The organism is Amycolatopsis thailandensis (assembly GCF_042723255.1).
GTDB lineage: Bacteria > Actinomycetota > Actinomycetes > Mycobacteriales > Pseudonocardiaceae > Amycolatopsis > Amycolatopsis thailandensis.
The window spans coordinates 73,571-92,523 of sequence record NZ_JBHXJK010000005.1; the positions used below are offsets into that span (position 1 = coordinate 73,571).

The 18,953-nt window shown below is 66.6% G+C and carries 17 protein-coding genes; 7 read left to right on the forward strand and 10 right to left on the reverse strand.

Annotated features, from left to right (window positions below):
- Positions 1 to 12 precede the first annotated feature (12 nt).
- Positions 13 to 810 (forward strand): DUF1684 domain-containing protein, encoded by a 798-nt coding sequence (locus ACFWMR_RS03285; RefSeq protein ID WP_378275485.1) that lies wholly within the window; start codon positions 13 to 15, stop codon positions 808 to 810.
- Here ACFWMR_RS03285 and ACFWMR_RS03290 read toward each other — a convergent pair.
- The 8 genes from ACFWMR_RS03290 to ACFWMR_RS03325 form a co-directional block, all read right to left on the reverse strand.
- Complete coding sequence (locus tag ACFWMR_RS03290; protein ID WP_378376599.1) at positions 792 to 1,787, reverse strand: BtrH N-terminal domain-containing protein; 996 nt, start codon at positions 1,785 to 1,787, stop codon at positions 792 to 794. The genes ACFWMR_RS03285 and ACFWMR_RS03290 overlap by 19 nt on opposite strands.
- A complete protein-coding gene (locus tag ACFWMR_RS03295; protein ID WP_378376601.1) occupies positions 1,784 to 2,587 on the reverse strand; it encodes a MerR family transcriptional regulator in 804 nt (267 codons plus the stop codon). The genes ACFWMR_RS03290 and ACFWMR_RS03295 overlap by 4 nt, the downstream gene beginning before the upstream one ends.
- Positions 2,588 to 2,633: 46 nt before the next feature.
- Complete coding sequence (locus tag ACFWMR_RS03300; protein ID WP_378376603.1) at positions 2,634 to 5,534, reverse strand: discoidin domain-containing protein; 2,901 nt, start codon at positions 5,532 to 5,534, stop codon at positions 2,634 to 2,636.
- Positions 5,535 to 5,691: 157 nt separating this feature from the next.
- A complete protein-coding gene (locus ACFWMR_RS03305) occupies positions 5,692 to 6,378 on the reverse strand; it encodes a hypothetical protein (protein ID WP_005159205.1) in 687 nt (228 codons plus the stop codon).
- 36 nt (positions 6,379 to 6,414) lie between these two features.
- Entirely contained in the window at positions 6,415 to 7,128 is a 714-nt protein-coding gene (locus tag ACFWMR_RS03310) for a HEAT repeat domain-containing protein (protein WP_093933486.1), read from the reverse strand.
- A gap of 190 nt (positions 7,129 to 7,318) precedes the next feature.
- Complete coding sequence (locus tag ACFWMR_RS03315; RefSeq protein ID WP_378376605.1) at positions 7,319 to 7,813, reverse strand: AMIN-like domain-containing (lipo)protein; 495 nt, start codon at positions 7,811 to 7,813, stop codon at positions 7,319 to 7,321.
- 78 nt (positions 7,814 to 7,891) lie between these two features.
- Positions 7,892 to 8,287 (reverse strand): hypothetical protein, encoded by a 396-nt coding sequence (locus ACFWMR_RS03320; protein WP_378376607.1) that lies wholly within the window; start codon positions 8,285 to 8,287, stop codon positions 7,892 to 7,894.
- A gap of 58 nt (positions 8,288 to 8,345) precedes the next feature.
- Positions 8,346 to 8,513 (reverse strand): hypothetical protein, encoded by a 168-nt coding sequence (locus tag ACFWMR_RS03325; RefSeq protein WP_378376609.1) that lies wholly within the window; start codon positions 8,511 to 8,513, stop codon positions 8,346 to 8,348.
- 173 nt (positions 8,514 to 8,686) lie between these two features.
- Here ACFWMR_RS03325 and ACFWMR_RS03330 point away from each other — a divergent pair, with 173 nt between their 5' ends.
- Positions 8,687 to 9,925 (forward strand): hypothetical protein, encoded by a 1,239-nt coding sequence (locus ACFWMR_RS03330; RefSeq protein ID WP_378376611.1) that lies wholly within the window; start codon positions 8,687 to 8,689, stop codon positions 9,923 to 9,925.
- Positions 9,926 to 10,135: 210 nt separating this feature from the next.
- On the opposite strand, the gene ACFWMR_RS03335 is transcribed toward ACFWMR_RS03330, so the two are convergent.
- On the reverse strand, positions 10,136 to 11,302 hold the full coding sequence (locus ACFWMR_RS03335) for an HAF repeat-containing protein (protein ID WP_378376612.1): 1,167 nt from the start codon (positions 11,300 to 11,302) through the stop codon (positions 10,136 to 10,138).
- A gap of 355 nt (positions 11,303 to 11,657) precedes the next feature.
- Between ACFWMR_RS03335 and ACFWMR_RS03340 the strand changes: the two genes are divergently transcribed.
- The 3 genes from ACFWMR_RS03340 to ACFWMR_RS03350 all read left to right on the forward strand — a co-directional run bounded on the left by ACFWMR_RS03340 (position 11,658) and on the right by ACFWMR_RS03350 (position 13,884).
- Positions 11,658 to 11,936, forward strand: coding sequence for a type II toxin-antitoxin system Phd/YefM family antitoxin (locus ACFWMR_RS03340; RefSeq protein WP_378376614.1), 279 nt, complete (start codon positions 11,658 to 11,660; stop codon positions 11,934 to 11,936).
- Between the two features lie 100 nt (positions 11,937 to 12,036).
- Positions 12,037 to 12,333, forward strand: a complete 297-nt coding sequence (locus ACFWMR_RS03345) for a type II toxin-antitoxin system VapC family toxin (RefSeq protein WP_378376616.1) — start codon at positions 12,037 to 12,039, stop codon at positions 12,331 to 12,333.
- Between the two features lie 141 nt (positions 12,334 to 12,474).
- Positions 12,475 to 13,884: a DUF4365 domain-containing protein gene (locus ACFWMR_RS03350; RefSeq protein ID WP_378376618.1), complete on the forward strand. Its 1,410-nt coding sequence runs from the start codon at positions 12,475 to 12,477 to the stop codon at positions 13,882 to 13,884.
- Between the two features lie 95 nt (positions 13,885 to 13,979).
- Here ACFWMR_RS03350 and ACFWMR_RS03355 read toward each other — a convergent pair whose 3' ends face one another.
- Positions 13,980 to 14,657: an MBL fold metallo-hydrolase gene (locus tag ACFWMR_RS03355; RefSeq protein ID WP_378376620.1), complete on the reverse strand. Its 678-nt coding sequence runs from the start codon at positions 14,655 to 14,657 to the stop codon at positions 13,980 to 13,982.
- Between the two features lie 107 nt (positions 14,658 to 14,764).
- Here ACFWMR_RS03355 and ACFWMR_RS03360 point away from each other — a divergent pair, with 107 nt between their 5' ends.
- A complete protein-coding gene (locus ACFWMR_RS03360; protein WP_378376622.1) occupies positions 14,765 to 15,988 on the forward strand; it encodes an acyltransferase family protein in 1,224 nt (407 codons plus the stop codon).
- Between the two features lie 77 nt (positions 15,989 to 16,065).
- The gene (gene uvrA / locus ACFWMR_RS03365; protein ID WP_378275461.1) at positions 16,066 to 18,921 is read left to right on the forward strand and encodes an excinuclease ABC subunit UvrA; all 2,856 of its coding nucleotides are present in this window, start codon (positions 16,066 to 16,068) and stop codon (positions 18,919 to 18,921) included.
- Positions 18,922 to 18,953 lie beyond the last annotated feature (32 nt).

Here is an 18,953-nt window from a genome sequence, read left to right on the forward strand (position 1 = left end):
AAGGGATCGCCGATGAGCACAAGCCTGGACACCTTCACGCGGGACTGGCAGGACTGGAAGACCCAGCGCGAGCGAGACCTCGCCGACCCGCTCGGCTGGCTCGCCCTGGTCTCGCTCGACTGGCTCGAGGACAAGCCGCGCGCCTACGAGGGCCTGCCCGGGCTGTGGTGGCAGGACGCGGACGCGGCCTACCTCGACCCGCAGGGCGCGGACCTCTCCCACGACGGCGAACGGCTCACCGGCGTCCGGCGCTTCGAGCTGGTCAACAGCGGTGCGACCACCCGGGTCGTCGCGGGGGACATCGAGATCGAGGTCGCGCGCCGTGGCGGTTACCTCATCCGCACGCACGACCCGAAAGCGCCGGTGCTGAACGCTTTCCGCGGTGTCCCGGCGTACGAGCCCGACGCGGCCTGGGTGCTGACCGGGACCTTCGAGGCCTTCGACGAGCCGAAACCGACCACCGTCGGCGCCGTCGTCGAAGGACTCAGCCACGTCTACGTCTCCCCGGGCATCGTGCGGTTCGAACACGACGGCGTGGAGCACACGCTCACCGCGTTCAACGGCAAGAAGGACGGTCTGCTCATCCTGTTCACCGATGCCACGAGCGGCGTCACCACCTACGCGGCGAACCGGTCGCTCGCGGTGCCTCCGCCGGATGAAAACGGCTCCGTAGTCCTCGACTTCACCCGCGCGACGAATCTCCCGTGCGCGTTCACCGATTTCGCCACGTGCCCCTTGCCGCCGGCGGGCAACAACCTCCCGTTCGCGGTGGAAGCGGGGGAGAAGCTGCCCTACGAGCGCCCACGCTGAACCGTCGCCAGAGCCGTCATCGCCTCCTGTTCGCGCTGAGCCAGCTCGGACAGGATGGCGGACGCGTCGGCGAGCCGTCGGGCTTCGCCGGTTTCCCCGGCCTGTGCGAACAATCGCGCGACCTCTGTCCACAGTGGAACGATCTCGCGGTACTTCTCATACGCTGTGCGGAGACCGGCGTCGTCGACGAGTGTCGTGCACTCTTCGAGGAAGTCCCGGTAGATCCGGCGGAAGAGCGCACCGCCGGTCCCCGCCCGCTCCATCAGGACGGCGGCCTGCGGAAGGTCGCGGGCCGGTTCGCTGCTGCGCTCCAGCCATTTTCGCACCTGGACGGCGGCCTTGCCGATCCCGCGATACCCGAGATTGGCGATGGGCGGGTTCAGGAACTCCGCCGCGTTGGCCCGTACTGCCGTGCGGACGGCGTCGGCGAGCGGGACAAGGGGTGCGTCCGCGCCGATGGTGAACGAGCGGTTCTTCGCCGTCATCGGTCCCTTTTCGCCGCGGGCGCGCTCCAGGCTCGTCAGTGACGTCGACACGGCACCGCCTTGCTGCGTGGTGTCGACGAGGAAGGCGTGCTCGCCGTCGTAGCCGTACAAAGCCGCGAAGTGTCCTCCGAAGTGGACTTTCGAGGTGAAGTACTCGAGGTGGTACGAGTCGAGCTGAAGGCCGACGGGGAAACCGGCGTCGATCTGCTCGGCCACGTTCCGCCACGCCGTGCGCGCCGACGTCGTTTCCTTGACCCGCAAGGTGAGTCCGAGGCGTTCAGCCAGCTTCCGGGTGATCTCGGCGGGTTTCGCGCGCCCGCCGAGAAAGGGGAACGGCAGGTTCTTCCCGTCCCAGTAGATGAAGCCCAGGCCCTCACCCAGCCCGAACAGCATCGGCTCGGACAGCTCGACCCCGGCGTGCCGCAGGAGGACGTCGAGGGTGCTGGTCTCGCAGTGCTCCCCGCCCTCGGTCTTGACGCCGTCGAGGATCACGCGGTCACCGGCCAGGCGATCTCGGTGCGGTAGGCCTCGGGCGCGACCGCCGGGCCGGGCGCCACCAGGTACAACTCCTCGGCGGGCCCGGTCGGGACGCGGTCGCGTTCGGCGATCCAGCGGCCCAGCGATCGGTAGGCCGCCTCGACGTCTTCGTAGCCGCCCTCGTGGATCGTCGCGGCGAGCAGGCCACCGGGAAGTTCGGCGGAACCGATCTCGCCGTCGTCCCGCACTGGCCCCTCCACCGGGACGAACAGTTCGACGGACAGCTCGTCGGGATCATCGGTGCGATAGCGGGTCCCGGGCGGGCCGGACGGCATGACGCCTTGAGCGTCGAGCGCCGCGAACAGCCGGGCGTAGGCGGGACCGATCCGCTCGGCCAGGCCGCTCAGCGGGGTCTGGATCGTCAGGCGGGCGATCGGCTGCGGCGTGCGCACGCGCTCGTAGACATGCAGCCACCGCGTCGGCTCGGCGAGGACGGAGTCGAGCCCGCCGCTGATCGCCGCGAGTTCCGCGGCCCGCGCGGCCACCCGGTCGTGGTGCCGTTTGATCGCGGCCTTCACCTCGTCCGGGGTACCCGCGTCGAGGATCTCGGCGATCTCCGCCAGCGGCACCTCCAGTTCCCGCAGCCGCCGGATCAAGCCCGCGCGGGCGAACTGCTCCAGCGAGTACCGGCGGTACCCGGAGCCGGGGTCGATCCTGGCGGGCACCAGCAGCCCGAGCCGGTCGTAGTTCCGCAGCGCGCGGACCGACAGCCTGGTGGCGTGCGCGAACACGCCGATCGGCATCAAGGTCGTCATGGGACCAGCCTGAACCCTCTCCCGGGGAGAGGGTCAAGCCGGTAGCTCACCCCAGTGACAGCCGATCGAGATCCGGGGCGGACGCGTGGTCGTTGGACAGCTTGATCGTGTTCGCCCCCGCTTTCAGTTCGACCGGCACCGACGTCGTGAGCTGGGTGTTGTTGCCGGCGCCATCGACCTTCACCTCGACCGGAGCGCCGCCGTTGACCGTGACGAAGTACGAGCGCGGCCCGTTGACGGTGAAGTCGATGTGGAGGGTGTAGCGCCTGGTCTCGGGCACGGTGACGTCGTCGAACCGCACGAACGAGTCCGGATCGCCGCCGATGTTGCGGACCTTCTGGCCGCCCGAGCAGACCCCGCAGTTCGTGACGCCCGCGCCGCCGACGTCGTTCGCCGAATCTTCGGCCTCGCGCATGAAGACCCGGTCCGCCGGTCGCGGGCTCACCCGCACCGGCTTGCTCACGGATTTCGTGCGGCCGAGGAGGTCGAACGACGCGGTGACCGGGATGTCGGCCGCGGTGACGCCTTCGGGCGACACCAGTGTCCAGGACGCTTCGAGTTCGTTCCCGACGCGCATGGACCCCGCTGTCGCCGGAGCGCCCTGCACGCTCCAGCCCGTCGGGGCGACCGGAGCCAGCGTGACCTCGCCGATCGCGTCATCGGCGTCGAGTCGCAGCTTCGCGGTGACCCGCAAGGACTGCCGCCCCGGGGAAAGCCATTGGACGCCACCGGGTTCGACGATCAGGGTCGTCTTCGGGATGTAGGACGACGGTGGCAGGGGAGCGATCGCGATCCGGTCGAGGCCCGGCCCCGACGTGGCTTTGCTGAACACCTTGAGAGTGTTTCCCCCGGCGTTCAAGGCGACGGGGATCGCCGTCGAGGCCACGGTTCCGGGTGTGCCGCCGTCGATCGCGGTCTCGACGGGCGCACTACCGTTGACGCTCACCGATACCGACGTCGCGGGCCCGGCCGAGGTGTCGAGCTGAAGCCGGTACGTCCCGGCTTCCGCGACCGTCACCCCCGGATAGGTGACCGAGTTGCGCGGGCCGCCGCCGAGCCCGGTGACCTGGAACGATCCGGAGCACGAGGTGCACCGGCCGAGGCGGGCGCGGCCGTCGTGATCGTTGCGGAAGGACTCGGCCTCCAGCGGAACCCGGTCACCCGGAAGCGACGTCGGGTAGCCGGACGCCACCTTGATCTCGTCGATCGCCAATTGCCGGTAGAAGGGTTTCGCCTGCGGGCCGGACCAGGTGTTCAGCACTTCCAGTTTGACGAAACGGGCCTGCCGTTCACCGAAATCGATGAACTGCACGCCGCGAGCGCTCGGCATCGCCCCGGTGCGCACCGGCTCGCCCCAGTTCCGGCCGTCGTCGCTGACGTAGACGCGATAGTCCTTGATCCGGGACGAGTCCTCGGGCCTGCCGAACGATTCGCGCGCGTGCGTCGGCGACATCTCACGCTGGTTCACCGCGAGATACGCCGCCGTCCGCCGCTTGCCGAGGTCCAAGGTCAGGGAGACCGGTTGCTTGCCGTCGGCGTCCCAGTAGTTCTCGAAGTTCCCGTCGACGAGGTTCGACGCCGGGTGATCCGCGCGCGAGGACGAAGCGGTCGCCTTGATCGTGCGGGAATCGAGGAAGTTCCGTTGCCCGGCGGTTTCGACCTTGAACACCGTGTCGTAGGTGTCCCAGTCCTTGAGGTCCACAATGGTCAGATACCCGGCGGACTGACTGAAACGCAGCGGTTTCCCGGTGCGCACGTCGGACACCTTGGTCACCTGATAGCCGTTGTCGCGCAGGCGGAGCAGATCGGTGCTCGGGCGGGTGACCACGTGCAGGTACTGCGTCCCGGCGCCGGGCTCGACGGTGATGACGCCGTGCGCGCCGTCGTTCCAGAAGCCGGGCTGCATCCCGCCGTACATGTACCCACCGCCCTCTTTGCCCTGCAAGGAGGATTTGATCGGGGGCACCCAGCTCGCCATGAAGTTGTTGTATGCCTCCTGCTGCGGCGGGAACTTCCCGTTCACCATCGGGGTTTCGGCCATCAGCGACTTCATCGACGAACCCGCGTTGGTGATGTAGCGACCGGTGGACAGCCGGAAGTCGACGGCCTGATCGGTACCGTCGTACCACCAGCCGCCATTGGTCGGCAGCTTGTAGTCGGCCTCGGTGAGCCGCGGCATCGGGGTGAACGCGGCCTGCGGGTAGTCGTACGGCGGGGTGATGCCGGTCTTCTGCTCGTTGCTGACGGTGTCCATGATCGGCGTGTCCTCGTTGTTGTTGCTCAGCAACCAGGACGGTCGTTTCTCACGGATCTGTTCGTAGAGCTTGTTCTTCTCCCAATAGTCGTTGTCGTTGTCGATCCAGAACCCGGCGAGGTCCGAGTAGCGGTCCATGACCTCGTGGAAGAGGTCGTAGCTGTACTCGCCGAAACCGGGGCGGGTGGTCAGGTCGACCTGCTTGCCCTTGTAGGCGGAGTACGCGGCGGAATCCAGCGACTCGACGCCGGTTTCCTTGTGCCACTGGGGATCGTCGGTCATGTAGAGGATCGTCCGGATACCTTTGGCGTTTCCGGCCTTGACGAGCTCGCCGAGGAGGTCGCGACGCGTGGCGCAGCTGCCCGGGATCGCCGACGGCCACGGCCGCGCGTAGCCCAGCCTGCTGTGGAAAGTGGCGAGCACGATGTAGGAAGCGCCGAGTTTGCGGGCCTCGTCCACCCAGTAGTCGGCGCTCCAGCCGCCGTCGGTGACGGCACGTTCCCAGGCGGCGCAGTCGGTCTGCCGTGGCGCGGTGAACATGCCCCAGTGGAGGAAGAGCCCCGCGGTGGCCTCGCGCAGCCATTTCTGGCGGGGATGGTGCAGCTCCGCGCTCGCCGGCGGCGTGGTGAGCAGACCCGCCACCAGGGCGAGAACCAAGGCGAGCCAGGCGGTGCGGTGAACTCTCATGACCATCCGCTCTCATCCAGGGCGTGGTTGCCGAGAGATCCGATGATTGCGGCAGATATCTCGCTGGTCAAGCCCCGTTGAGCGGGACATGACTCTAGTCGTCGGAGGTATCGTGCGACGAAGCCCTCTCGTCTGCAGTACGAGAGGGCTTGCCGGGCTTGACTCAGATGTTGAAGCCGGGGTGGGTCGCGAAAGCGTTGTCGATCACGAGGTTCCCGCGCTGGCGGGCTCGTTCACGCAACGCCGACGTCGTGCGGGCGCCCTGGGCGAAGAACCACCACAGGTAGAGCGCGCCGTACATCCAGGCGCCCTCGTAGCCCCACGTGGAGTCGGCGCCGCTCTTGCCAGCGCCGAACACCGAACCCGCCGGGAAGTTCGCGTTGTGCGGTTTCCCGCCCTGGTGCCGCGATTCGTGGATCAACGTCTCGGCGCGGCCGGGAACGTCCTTGGAGTACCAGAAACCCAGGTACAACTCGATCCGGTCGTCGACGAACGCCCCTTTGAACGAGCGCGCGATGGCACTGCCGTCGCCACAGAGCGAACGGAGGTCGTCGCAGTTGTCGCGGACGTAGCGGCGCGCCCAGTTCAGCATCGCGCCGGAATAGGCGTCGTTCTGGTAATCCTGCGCCGAATAGGTCAGCAGATAGCACGCGTTGAACGTCCGCGCGAGCGGCTTGTCGGTGTTGCACGCGTCTTCCCAGCCGAAGCCGTCGTCCCAGTAGTCCTTGTTGCCCGCGAAGCCGTAGGTGTTCCAGAAATAGTCGATGTAGGTCTGATTGCAGATCGAGGCACCGTAGAAATTGTCCCCGGTCACGTTCTTGTCAGGCACGGTGTAGCTGCAAGTGGCCATCGGAGATCACCTGTCTGTAGAAGGAATTCGTTCGGTTCAGGAGGGCGGAGGCACGTCGTCGGTCTGCTTGTCCTTCACGTACCGGCCGCCGACGGCCTGCGGGACACCGCGGACGTCGACCCGCCGGATGTTCAGCAGGCGTTCGTCCTCGGTGCCGCTCAGCTCCTCGCGCACCCTGGCGGTGAGTTCGGTGTCACCGACCTCGGCGATGGCCTGGACCGCCGCGCGCCGCACGGTGAACACCTCGTGCCGGACCTGCCGCAGCAGCAGGTCCTTGGCCGCGCTGTCCCCGGCGGATGCCAGGCGTGCCAACGCTTCCACGGCGGTGGTGCGGATGATCACCTCTTCGCCGACGGTGCTGATCCCGTGTGCCGGGTCGTCGGAACGCTCCGGCGGGATCGGCTGGCGCAGCACGTTTTCGAGCGCCGGAACGGCGGCCGCGTGCCGCAGGTCGGTGAGCAGCTGGACCAGGCCCCAGCGCTCCAGGTACTGCTCCTCGGATAGGGCGTCGTACTGCTCGCCGAGGGCCGGGACGACGTCGTCCGCGCGCTCGCGAAGCCTGTCGAGGCTCCGCTGGTAATTGCGCTCGGCGTCCTCGCCGGACGCGGCCATGGTTTCGGCGGCCTGGGTCACCAGCTCGCCGATTTCGCTGTTCGAGAAGCTTCCCAGACCCGAACTTCCCGGGCCCGCTTCGAGGTTGTCACCACCCGGGCCCAAGGACGGGGTGTCGGGGTTGCGTGGGGTCGGCATGAGGTTCTCCTTCGCATCGGCGGTGATGCTGACGGAAGGAAGGAACGCGACACCGGGCGGCAGATACCTGGATTTCGGAAAAATCGCCCCATCGGGCAGAACGGGATTTTCACCGCGGGAATCCGAAAAGGATTTTGCTCACCGGAAACTGCGCGTTCGGCGAAAAGCCTTCACGGATTCCCGCTCGTGATCAATGGCGGACGTCGATGACGACGCGGTTCGGCGAAGTCAGGGTGAACACGGTGACCGGTGTCCTGGACCGGACGCCGAGACCGATGGACAACGTGCCCTCGTAGTCACCGGTGACCGCGACCGCCATGACGTTGTGGAGGTTCCGGGTCCGGAACTTCCGCGGTCCGGGATAGGTCGGATTCCCGGCGTCGTCGTGCGCGGCCGCCGGAGTCGCGGCGACAGCGATGAAGTATTCCCCGGTCAGCCACACGATCTCGCCCGAGCCGTCGGCGATCAACTCGTCGACGAGGTCGTACCGGACGGCGGGCGCGGGCCCCGCGGTCAGGTCGAGCACGACCCGGTCGAAGCCGGGGTTCTGGCCGGTGCGAATCCCGGTCATCGTGGGGATCGCCTGGGCCGCGACGGAAGCGGGCGCTGCCGCGGCGATGGCGCCGGTGAGCATGAGGGTGGTGGCGGCGAGCGCCCCGAGCGCGCGCCGGAGAGTACGGGTCATGACGATGACCTCCTGCCGGAGAGTTGGTTCCGGAAAGACGTCCGTTGTGGCGCGGAGGTTGTATTCTTCGCTCGATCGTTACTGATCGCGGAATTGACGTCGAGCGATCTCGAAGTTCGCTGGAAAATGGTTTCTCACTCGCTGGGCGAGCGAACGCATGTAGTGGAGATCGCTTTTCGCGGACGCGATGAGATGTGTGAATCTCCGGTCCTCGTCCCGGTGGCTGTCGTCCTGTGAGCCGAGCAGAATCGCCGTGCCGCCCACGATTCCGGTGCACAGCGCGGCTTCTCCGGTGTAGTCGCTGAATTCCTTCGGCAGGAAGCCGCCGGTGCTCCGGAACGCCTTGGCGACGACGGACCACGCGGACAAGCGGGGGGCGCCAATCCGGTCCGGCGATCTCGCCGTTGCCGCTGTGTGCCGGAACTTCGGACGCGAGGAGCCGGCCGCCGATGGCGACCGCTGTGACGTGGTCACATCCGTGGTACGGCATCGCGACGTGGTTCGGGCCGTGGCGCGGAAACGTTACGACAGGCTAGCGACGGAATCCGCTCAAGTAGAGCACCGCGACCACTGTTGTCGTGCCGAGCGTCGTCACGATGAAGGATCCGGTGAACAGATAGAGGCCGCCCACGCCGGCCAGTGAGGTCTTGATCAGTTTGACAATTCCCTCGTGTTCTCTGCCGGAGCCGGTTTTGGTCATTGTCGAACCCTCCGTATGTGGTGTACTAGTACACCGTAGGGCGCGACGACCGGCGAAGACCCTCGCCGGTTCTGATCTTTCACGGTCAGGAGGAGTTTCTTGTCGTCGAGGGCGGGCTCTCCGATGGTCGACCGTTGTCCTGCCGCGCCGCGAATTGTCGATCATTGCCGCGAATGGTGGAGGGCATCGTGACAATCCAGCTGGAGAGGGACCGTGTTTCCTGTTCTGTGGCCGCCGTCGAAGCCGCGCTGCGGTGGCTCGCGGTCCGCAAGGACGGAAAGCCGCTCAGGTTTCTGCGGTACGCGATCGAAGACCCGGCGAGCGAGTCGGCCGCCGTCCTCGGTTGCCTGGTCCGGCCGACGGAGTCGATGACCACGGCACCCCCGGAGGTGCGGGCGCTCGCGGTCTGGGGCCTGATACTCGATGAGATCGAGAAGATCGGCTCGACGAACGAGTCCCGGCGCCGCAACGTCTTGGCCGCCGCTTTCCGGTTGGGCCCGATGGCGTGGAGATCGACCCTCGATGACCGTTTCGGCCAGCTGAAAGACCTGCCCGGGGTTTTCGGGGATCCGCCGCCGACCACGACGACGCCGATGCACAAGGCATGGCGGCGCGCGGTGAGCGACAAGCTCGCCCCTTGCCTGGCAAGAAATCTGGAGGTTCTCGAGGGTGAAGCCTGGCGTGCTTATGTCGAGATCGCCCGTGACTCGAACGCGTTCCCGGAACCACGGGCGCCCCGAGGTCGCGTGCCGTCGGACGGAGCACAGCCCGTGTTCGTGGAACGCTTGCTGGTGGCCGTGGAAATGCGGCGCAGAACGGCGTATCGCCGGCTGACCGTGCGGAACGTCGTCGCTCGGGAGAACGGCGTCCATGGTTACATGGCGCGGGCTCTCATCGGAGAGGACGATGGCCTCGCGTCGATCCCGATCAAAGCGATCTTCGGTTGCCACGTCGAGACTTCGCCTGGGGCGCAGCCGGGAGATCCACTGGTCATGGAGTTGCGTTTCCCGAAACCGCTGCGAAAAGGCGAGCGTCACGAGTTCATCTCCCTCGCCTGCGATGACGATCTCGACGAAGAGCGAAAATGGATCAACGTCGACGTTGACCATCACGGAATCGCGCCGGGTGTGGTCGATGGTGACGGCAGGGTGACCGGCGGTCTGAGCATCAGCGTCACATTCGACGATTGCGTCCCCGATGCCTGCTGGTGGTACGCGGAACAGACCGAATACGAACGCATGGTCCGCAGGCCCGCCGGCGATCGGCATCTGCTCGAGATCCGGCGAGGCGTCGTCGAGCACACGTTTCTCGAGCCCTGCCATCCACGAGAGGAGTACGGCATCGCCTTCCGCTGGCCGCTCGAAGCGGGGCCGCATCGGAGCCCGACGTGGCCCGCCTCAGTCTCCGGCTAGTTGCCGGTGTTTCCGCCGCCCTTGCCGTCGTCGCCGCGCATCGCCATCGAGAACCTCCTTGGGTCAATGAATGTGAACGCGGCAAAACTACAGACAGTGATCATAACGTAAAGTAGCGGGTTGTGTCTTTATGTGACCCGTGATCCGCTACTGTGGCAGCGTTTCCCCTCTGGACCTCGGCCGCCTGGACCCCGCGGCCCTGCCTGGGCGCTACTTGAGATCCCAGAACACCTCACGGGTCTTCCACTGGGAGTCGGTGACGCTCCCGACGACGCGGCCCCGGTCGTTGATCAAGTCGGCCGTACTCTCCTTGCCGCCGGGCAGGCCGACGAGTCGCCTGCGTTCACCGTTCCGGAACCAGACGGTCGCCTCGCCTCGGATGCTGCCGACCACGGTGCCTTTCGCGTCGACCCCTTTGACGACGGCGCTCAGCTGGTCGTCCGGCAGGATGGTGAGGGTGCCGTCGGGGGCCGACAGGAACAGCCAACGGTCGTCCGGGGGATAGTGATTGTTGCTCCCGATCACATAGCCGGTGCTGCTGATGGCGTTGATCCAGAGCAGCTGGCTTTCCTTCACTTCCAGACGGCGCATCGCGCCGTCGCGATCCCAGGTCACCGGCGTGTCGCGGGCGCCGAGGTTCTCGGTGACAAAACCCGCGGAGACACCGTGCCCGTTTGTCTGGTGCGCCGAGCTCGCCAGGTAGTCCGGCGCCAGCCGGGTCATCGGCATGCCGTTCACCCAGCGGACGGCATGATGGACTTTGTCGCCGCCGGCGGCCACGCCCGTGATGATGCGGCCGTCATCGGAGATGTCCTCGGCCCAGGTCCAGTCGCCGCCGGGCAGTGTGCCCAGGTCCGTGACCTTGTTGTCCGGGTCCCAGCGGAAGCTGCCCATCCAGTAGCCCGACGTGATCCAAGTGCCGACGACGACACCGTTGTCGCTGATCGCCGATGGGCCGGCGCCGTAATAGCCGGGCGGTAGCTGCATCGTGGTCACCCTGCCCTCGGCGTCCCAGCGGGCAGGCGCGGAACCGGTCGGAGTCGCCGCGATACCCGTGGAAACCCCGTGCCGGTTGATGTCGCGCACGCTCCCTTGGCCGTCGCCCTGTGTCGGCAGCGCGGTGATCCTGCCGTCGGCGTCCCAGCGCACCGGATGGCTGATCCGCGGATCGCGGCCCTTGGACGACAACCCCACCATCACGCCGGCGTCGTTGACCGCGAGGACCAGGCTGCTGTCGTCGCCAGGCAACCGTTCGAGCATCACCGGCCCGGCCGTGTCCGCCCGCGCGGTCCCGGTCAACGCGCCGGCGGACACGACGAGAGTCACCGTCAGTGACAACACCGGTCTTCGGCGACTGTGCACACGATTTCTCGACATGATTTCTCCCTGAGTCGGATGTGGTCATCCAGGTCCGAAGAACGGTAACGCAACCGCTTCGTGAATTGCGCTCACGTGGCGGTGGTCCACACGAACAGCCGACATACTTTTCTTGCTATCTAAGGCTTTCCATCTCTCCTGGAGGATCGACAAGAAGGAAAAGCGTATTTGTGCGGTGAGTGGAAAGGTGAATGTGAAGGCCGCTGTCGGGAAAGGTGAGGATAGGTTCGTGGTGCGCGAACTTCGAGACTTCTCGATACGTGATGTTGGGCGATTGAAACTGCGTAAGCGTGCCTGACTGTCGAGGGCAAGCTGAGGTGTAGCTCGGTGAGCTACACCTCGCTACACTTGTCTCATGAAGGTGATCACCCAGCGCGAGTTCCGTAACAACTCCGCTGCTGTCATGGACGCAGTCGAGGCCGGCGAGATCTACCACGTCACTCGCAACGGTGTCGAGGTGGCTGAGCTGCGACCGATACCTCGTAGGCGGCGTCTGACCGCTGAAGAGCTCGTTCAGCGGCACCGGGGGCTGCCCAAGGTCGAGGCGGCTCAGATGCGGCAGGAAGCCGATGAGTTCTTCGGCACCGAGGACCGTGTCGATTCTGACGACGTGTGGGGGCCAGGGCGTGGCTGAGCGTCACGAGGCGGGAGTCCTCGACACGTGCGCTTACATCGATCTTGGTCTGCTTGAGCCCTCGGCTCTGCCACGCGTACCGGAACTCACGGCGATCACGATGGCTGAGCTCCATCAGGGGGTGGCGATGGCGAAGGATCCCGCGGTCCGCGCGGTGCGCACTGAGAAGCTCGGTGCCGCGATCGTCGACTTCGCTCCGCTTCCGTTCGACGGCGATGCCGCGGCTCGATATGGAACGCTGGTCGCGCTGGTCCTCGCGGCGAACCGGGATCCGAAACCCCGGCGAATGGATCTGATGATCGCGGCCATCGCATCTTCGCGAGAGCTGCCGCTGTATACCCGGAACGAAGACGACTTCAAGGGCCTGGGCGACATGGTCGAAGTCGTCGGTATCTGATCAGGTGCGTTCCTCAAGTCGATCTCACCGTTGGTCGGCGCAACTCGACGCTGACCACCCTGATTACCAGGGCAGCGGCGTACTGAAATGAGCCATTAGTCACCGATCGCTCCCAAGCGGTCGCGGACCAACTGTCTGGCCTTGCACCCTGATCCGGAGGATCCATTGCCGAAGGTTCCTGACGCTCGCAGGCCCAGCCGTGCGGCGGTCAACGCGCTGAGAGCGCTTCTGGAGCGGCACAACCACATCGTTCAGGAGGTGGATGGCCAGAACGACTTCGGGGAGGACCAACACGTCACGTTCACCGAGGACGGTGAGGTCACTGGCGACCTGGTCAAGATCCAGGTCAAGGGTGGCCGTTCGTGGCGCAGGGCCGGCGGGTACGCCGTGCCGATCGGTGACCACGGTGGCACCTGGGCGGATGGCAATCTCCCGGTGCTCTGCGTCGTGCATGACCCGGACACCGACGGTCTCTACTGGGCCAATGCCACCAAGCAACTGCTGACCGCACGGCGCAATGGCGACGTGCTCAAAACGATCACAATCAGCCCGGATAAAACGTTGGACGACGATTCCATTGCGGGCTTCGTCGCCGAGGTCAGACGCTACCTGAGTCGCTATCGGGGTAACCGGATCATCCAGGCCCAGTTGGGCGAGATGGCAGGCGTCGAGTTCGGTCCAACGGACATCGTTCAGCACCATGTGAATGTGCACGGCGAGGATATGATCTTCTGGCAGCGCTGGGGCGAGGGATTCGCAACCCTGCTCCACAGCGACCTTGGCTGGTATCCGGAGCACGTCGGTCCCGAACACTTCCATCCCCACGGTCGACCAGGTCTGCTTCCCCGCATGCCCGTAGTGGCGGACACGATACTGAGCCCGGCTGAGGCGCAGTGGCTGGCGGCCTGCTTCGACGCGTCTCAATGGGCTCGTGAACACGCCGTCGAGGACCCGCCGCTTCTCACCAACGTCGACGCACGTGACAACTACGTGGCCAGGCGAGTCGAACGCCGTCTTTGGATCGAACCCGACGCTTTGACTCGGTCGATCCAGGCGTTCCGCACGGATGCCGCAGCCGGCAACGACCTGATCGCTATTGCCAGGGAGTTGGAGTCGGATGCCGAGACATATACCGAAGCGCTTTCGAAATCATGGCGTGAAATGTCGGAAAAGGCACGCAAGATCGTCACGTTCTACCTGGTCGAAGAAGTACGCGTGGGCGCGCCTGCGCTGCCGATCGACAAACAGTTCCGGATCGTTTGGCGATGCTCTCGGCCGACCGGGGAATACGGTTTCGGCGCGCGGGTAGGACAACCGAGTACCCAAAGGTCGGCGAACCGGGAATCGGTAATGGCCTTCAATCTCAAGCCGGGCGACAGAATTTACTGGCTGAGCAGGTACGGGAACGAACGTGGCCGGACCGTGTCCGCGGTCTGGGATTCCGAGGACGCACCCGGAGCCGTTTGCGTTCTTTTCGATCAGCTGATGCTGGGAGACACCTTCTGGCCGGGGGAGTGGTTCGTTCGGAAGGTGTCCACCAAGGCGCGCTGATCGTCGTGGACAGCAGTTCCGGCGATCCGGAGCTGCCTATTTCGAAGCGGGGCAGCCTACCGGGTAGGCGGCCCCGTTCGGGAACGTCGCCAAGATCACCAGCCGCGTTCGCGCCATTCCGCGAGCTTCGGACGTTCGGCGCCCAGCGTCGAGTCGTCCCCGTGCCCCGGGTAGAACCAAGTCTCGTCCGGCAGTTCGTCGAAGATCCGCGACGAGACGTCGTCCAGCAGCGACGTGAAATCCGAAGGCGAACCCGTTTTTCCGACCCCACCCGGGAACAGCGAGTCGCCGGTGAACAGGTGCGGGTGCCCCGCCGGGTCGCGGTACAGCAACGCGATCGAGCCGGGGGTGTGGCCGCGCAGGTGAATCACCTCGAGGACGACCTGCCCGACCTTGAGCGTGTCGCCGTGTTCGACGAGGAAGTCCGGCGGGATCGGCAGCGGTTCGGCGTCGAGCGGGTGGGCGGCGGTGTTCGAGCCGTTCGCGCCGGCGACGGCGCCGAGGGCCTGCCAGTGGTCCTGGTGCTGATGGGTGGTCACGACGGTCCTCAGCGCGGGACGGTCGGGGCCGTGGCCGATGAGGTCGGAGATGCGTTCCGGGTCGTTCGCGGCGTCGATCAGCAGCGCCTCGTTCTCGGCGCGGCAGACGAGCAGATAGGCGTTGTTGTCCATCGGACCGACCGACAGCTTCGTGATGGTGAGCGCGTCCAGGGTGCGACGGGCGGCGTCTCCGCCGGGTTCGACGTGCCCGGTGTAGGTCTCGACGATGTTCACGGTGCACACGGTAGTCGTTCCCCTGCAATCGGTTCCACCCGCACAGGCGCCGCACAGAGTCAGGCCGTAGGCTCGCGTCGCCCCGCCAGCCGAACCACAGGACACCCGTGCCCGACGCCTCACCGCGCACCTCGCGCAAGATCAGCTGGGACGTCCTTCGCGTTGTCGCCGTCTTCGCGGTCATGCTCGGGCATGTCACTCATCAAGGTGCTCTCCTGCACCCGGAACTGGTGGGGTACCCCTTCCGGGTGACCGCGCAGTTCGGCGCCGCCATCCTTTTGGTGATCTCCGCATTCTTCGTGTGCGCGAGCCTTCGAAAGGGTGAACCTCGGCGGTGGCTGTGGAACCGGGTGGCGCGGCTGGTGCCCGCGTACCTGGTGGCGGTGACAGTCACCTACGTCGTCGCCCGGTACGCGACGATCCGGTTCAGCGGCCTGCCGTTCCCGCCCGGCCTCTCCGGATTCCTGTTCGGCGTTCCGCAAGGGCCGCCGACCGATCCGTCGCCCTGGTACATCCCCACCGGCGCCGATCTGCTCGCCAACCTGGGCATGGTCCAGGAATGGGGCTGGCGGTACGAACTCTTCTACTACCTCGACGGCGCCTACTGGACGCTGCCGGTCCAGCTCGTCGCGTTCACCGCCGCGGCCCTGCTGTGGCCCCGCCGCTGGCGCACCCACCGGCTCACCGTCGGGCTGCTCTGGGCGCTGATCCTGGTGCCGCTCTTCCTGCGGTTCGTCGTGTTCGACCCGCTTTCCACGCCGAAGCTCGTCGAGACCTTCTACTACGGTTTGGGCCTGCATCGCGTGCACGTCTTCGCCATCGGGATCGCGATCTGGCTGTGGGCGAAACGACGGCTGGCGCACTGGCACCTCGCGCTCTTCGTGATCGCCGCCTGCGCCGCGCAGGACCTGCAGGTCTTCCCGTTCCACCAGGCCCTGCCCAACGATCCGGAGCGCTGGCCGTCGCTCGTCGGGTTCGCGATCATGCTGCTACTGGTGTGCCTGGCCGCGCGCGGGCCGGACTGGCGGTTCCCCGGTCTCTCCAGGATCGCCCCGGCTGTCACCTGGCTCGCGGGCATCTCGTATGGTCTTTATCTGGTGCACCAGGAACTCGGATACATCCTGGCCCGTGCCCTGCTGAACGTCGGCGTCCCCGGCTGGCTTCGTCTCCCGCTCGTGCTGGCCGCCGCCGTCCTGGGGGGCTGGGCGATCACCGCGGGCGTGGAGCGGCCGGTCCACCGGTGGCTCACCGCTCGCCGGGATCGACGCGATAAGCCTGGAAAACCGCAGGTCAAGGACTCGGAACCAGTTTCTGTCGGTGGTGCCTCGTAGCATGGAAGCGGCCGCCCGTGCAGCTATCGACCGGGCCGGCGACCGCAGCTGAGAATGAAACCTGAAGGGACCCTGGCGTGGCTGATCGCCTCGTTGTTCGCGGCGCCCGCGAGCACAACCTCCGCGGAGTGGATCTCGACCTGCCCCGCGACAGCCTGATCGTGTTCACCGGTCTGTCCGGGTCCGGGAAGTCGAGCCTCGCTTTCGACACCATCTTCGCCGAAGGGCAGCGCCGCTACGTCGAGTCGCTGTCGGCGTACGCGCGCCAGTTCCTCGGCCAGATGGACAAGCCGGACGTCGACTTCATCGAGGGCCTGTCGCCCGCGGTGTCGATCGACCAGAAGTCCACGTCGCGAAACCCGCGTTCGACCGTCGGCACCATCACCGAGGTCTACGACTACCTGCGCCTGCTCTACGCCCGCGCCGGCAAGGCGCACTGCCCGCAGTGCGGCGAGGCGATCAGCAAGCAGACCCCGCAGCAGATCGTCGACCAGGTGCTCGCCATGGAGGAGGGCACCCGCTTCCAGGTGCTCGCGCCGGTCGTGCGCGGGCGCAAGGGGGAGTACGTCGACCTCTTCGAGAACCTGCAGCAGCAGGGTTACGCGCGTGTCGTGGTCGACGGGACGATCCACCCGCTCACCGACCCGCCGAAGCTGAAGAAGCAGGAAAAGCACCAGATCGCCGTCATCATCGACAGGCTTTCGGTGAAGACGAGCTCGCGGCAGCGGCTCACCGACTCTGTCGAGACCGCGCTGCGGCTGGCCGACGGCCTGATCGAGCTGGAGTTCGTCGACCTCCCGGAGAACGACCCGCACCGCGTGCGCGGCTTCTCCGAGAACCTCGCCTGCCCCAATGGCCACCCGCTGGCGATCGAGGACCTCGAGCCGCGCTCGTTCTCCTTCAACGCGCCCTACGGTGCCTGCCCCGACTGCACCGGTATCGGCGTCCGCAAGGAGGTCGACCCGGAGCTCGTGGTCCCGGACGACGAGATGTCGCTCGGTGAGGGCGCCATCGCGCCGTGGGCGGGCGGCCAGAGCGCGGACTACTTCATCCGGCTGCTCGAGTCGCTTGCGGAGACCATCGGCTTCCGGATGGACACCCCGTGGCGCAAGCTGCCGGCGAAGGTCCAGAAGGCCGTCCTGCACGGCGTCGACGAGCAGGTCCACGTCCGCTACAAGAACCGCTACGGCCGCCAGCGTTCGTACTACGCGAGCTTCGAGGGCGTCATCCCGTTCCTCGAGCGGCGCCAGGAGCAGACCGAGTCCGACTACATGCGCGAGCGGTACGAGGGCTACATGCGCGAGGTGCCGTGCCCGGCCTGTCAGGGCACGCGGCTCAAGCCGGAGATCCTCGCGGTCACCCTGGAGCACAAGACGCAGGGCGACCGGTCGATCGCCGAGGTGTGCGCCCTCTCGATCGCGGAGGCGTCGCGGTTCCTCGACGAGCTTGAGCTCGGCAAGCGCGAGCAGGTCATCGCGGGCGCGGTGCTCAAGGAGATCCAGGCGCGGCTGCGCTTCCTCCTCGACGTCGGCCTCAACTACCTCTCGCTCGACCGCGCCTCCGGGACGCTGTCCGGCGGCGAGGCGCAGCGCATCCGGCTCGCCACGCAGATCGGTTCCGGTCTGGTCGGCGTGCTGTACGTGCTGGACGAGCCGTCGATCGGCCTGCACCAGCGGGACAACCACCGGCTGATCGAGACGCTGGTCCGGCTGCGCGACCTTGGCAACACGCTGATCGTCGTCGAACACGACGAGGACACCATCCGCTCCAGCGACTGGGTGGTCGACATCGGCCCCGGCGCGGGGGAGCACGGCGGCCACATCGTCCACAGTGGACCGTACAAGAAGATCCTGCGGAACAAGGAATCGATCACCGGCGCGTACCTGTCGGGACGCACCAAGATCGAGGTCCCGGCGATCCGGCGCCCGATCGACAAGAAGCGTCAGCTGACCGTCGTCGGCGCGCGCGAGCACAACCTGCGCGGGCTCGACGTGTCGTTCCCGCTCGGCTGCCTCGTGTCGGTCACCGGTGTCTCGGGTTCCGGGAAGTCCACCCTGGTCAACGACATCCTCGCGACGGTGCTGGCGAACAAGCTCAACGGCGCCCGTCAGGTCCCGGGCCGACACACCCGTGTGAACGGCTTGGGAGGCGTCGACAAGCTGGTCCGCGTCGACCAGTCGCCGATCGGCCGCACCCCGCGGTCGAACCCGGCGACGTACACCGGCGTCTGGGATCACGTGCGCAAGCTGTTCGCCGCGACCACCGAGGCGAAGGTGCGCGGCTACCAGCAGGGCCGGTTCTCCTTCAACGTCAAGGGCGGCCGGTGCGAGGCCTGCGCCGGTGACGGCACGATCAAGATCGAGATGAACTTCCTGCCGGACGTCTACGTCCCCTGCGAGGTCTGCAAGGGCGACCGGTACAACCGCGAGACCCTCGAGGTGCACTACAAGGGCAAGACCGTCTCCGACGTGCTGAACATGCCGATCGAGGAGGCGGCCGAGTTCTTCGAGCCGATCAAGGCGATCCACCGGCACCTGGCGACCCTCGTCGACGTCGGCCTCGGCTACGTCCGGCTCGGGCAGCCCGCGCCGACGCTGTCGGGCGGTGAGGCGCAGCGCGTCAAGCTCGCCAGCGAACTGCAGAAGCGGTCCACCGGCAAGACGGTCTACATCCTCGACGAGCCGACCACCGGTCTGCACTTCGAGGACATCAGCAAGCTGATCGGCGTGATCAACGGCCTGGTGGACAAGGGCAACACGGTGATCGTCATCGAGCACAACCTCGACGTCATCAAGACCTCGGACTGGATCATCGACATGGGCCCCGAGGGTGGTTCCGGCGGTGGCACCGTGATCGCGGAAGGCACACCGGAGCACGTCGCCTCGGTGGAGGAGAGCTACACCGGTGAGTTCCTGAAGACCGTTCTCGCCTGAGGTCACCAAGTGCAATGAAGGGGCCTTTCATA

What these genes read in the sequence shown, in the direction of transcription:
- ACFWMR_RS03285 (WP_378275485.1), top strand. Translation starts at nt 13, where the DNA reads ATGAGCACAAGCCTGGACACCTTCACGCGGGACTGGCAGGACTGGAAG.
- ACFWMR_RS03295 (WP_378376601.1), bottom strand. Translation starts at nt 2,587, where the DNA reads ATGACGACCTTGATGCCGATCGGCGTGTTCGCGCACGCCACCAGGCTG.
- ACFWMR_RS03300 (WP_378376603.1), bottom strand. Translation starts at nt 5,534, where the DNA reads ATGGTCATGAGAGTTCACCGCACCGCCTGGCTCGCCTTGGTTCTCGCC.
- ACFWMR_RS03305 (WP_005159205.1), bottom strand. Translation starts at nt 6,378, where the DNA reads ATGGCCACTTGCAGCTACACCGTGCCTGACAAGAACGTGACCGGGGAC.
- ACFWMR_RS03310 (WP_093933486.1), bottom strand. Translation starts at nt 7,128, where the DNA reads ATGCCGACCCCACGCAACCCCGACACCCCGTCCTTGGGCCCGGGTGGT.
- ACFWMR_RS03315 (WP_378376605.1), bottom strand. Translation starts at nt 7,813, where the DNA reads ATGACCCGTACTCTCCGGCGCGCGCTCGGGGCGCTCGCCGCCACCACC.
- ACFWMR_RS03325 (WP_378376609.1), bottom strand. Translation starts at nt 8,513, where the DNA reads ATGACCAAAACCGGCTCCGGCAGAGAACACGAGGGAATTGTCAAACTG.
- ACFWMR_RS03330 (WP_378376611.1), top strand. Translation starts at nt 8,687, where the DNA reads ATGGTGGAGGGCATCGTGACAATCCAGCTGGAGAGGGACCGTGTTTCC.
- ACFWMR_RS03335 (WP_378376612.1), bottom strand. Translation starts at nt 11,302, where the DNA reads ATGTCGAGAAATCGTGTGCACAGTCGCCGAAGACCGGTGTTGTCACTG.
- ACFWMR_RS03340 (WP_378376614.1), top strand. Translation starts at nt 11,658, where the DNA reads ATGAAGGTGATCACCCAGCGCGAGTTCCGTAACAACTCCGCTGCTGTC.
- ACFWMR_RS03345 (WP_378376616.1), top strand. Translation starts at nt 12,037, where the DNA reads ATGGCTGAGCTCCATCAGGGGGTGGCGATGGCGAAGGATCCCGCGGTC.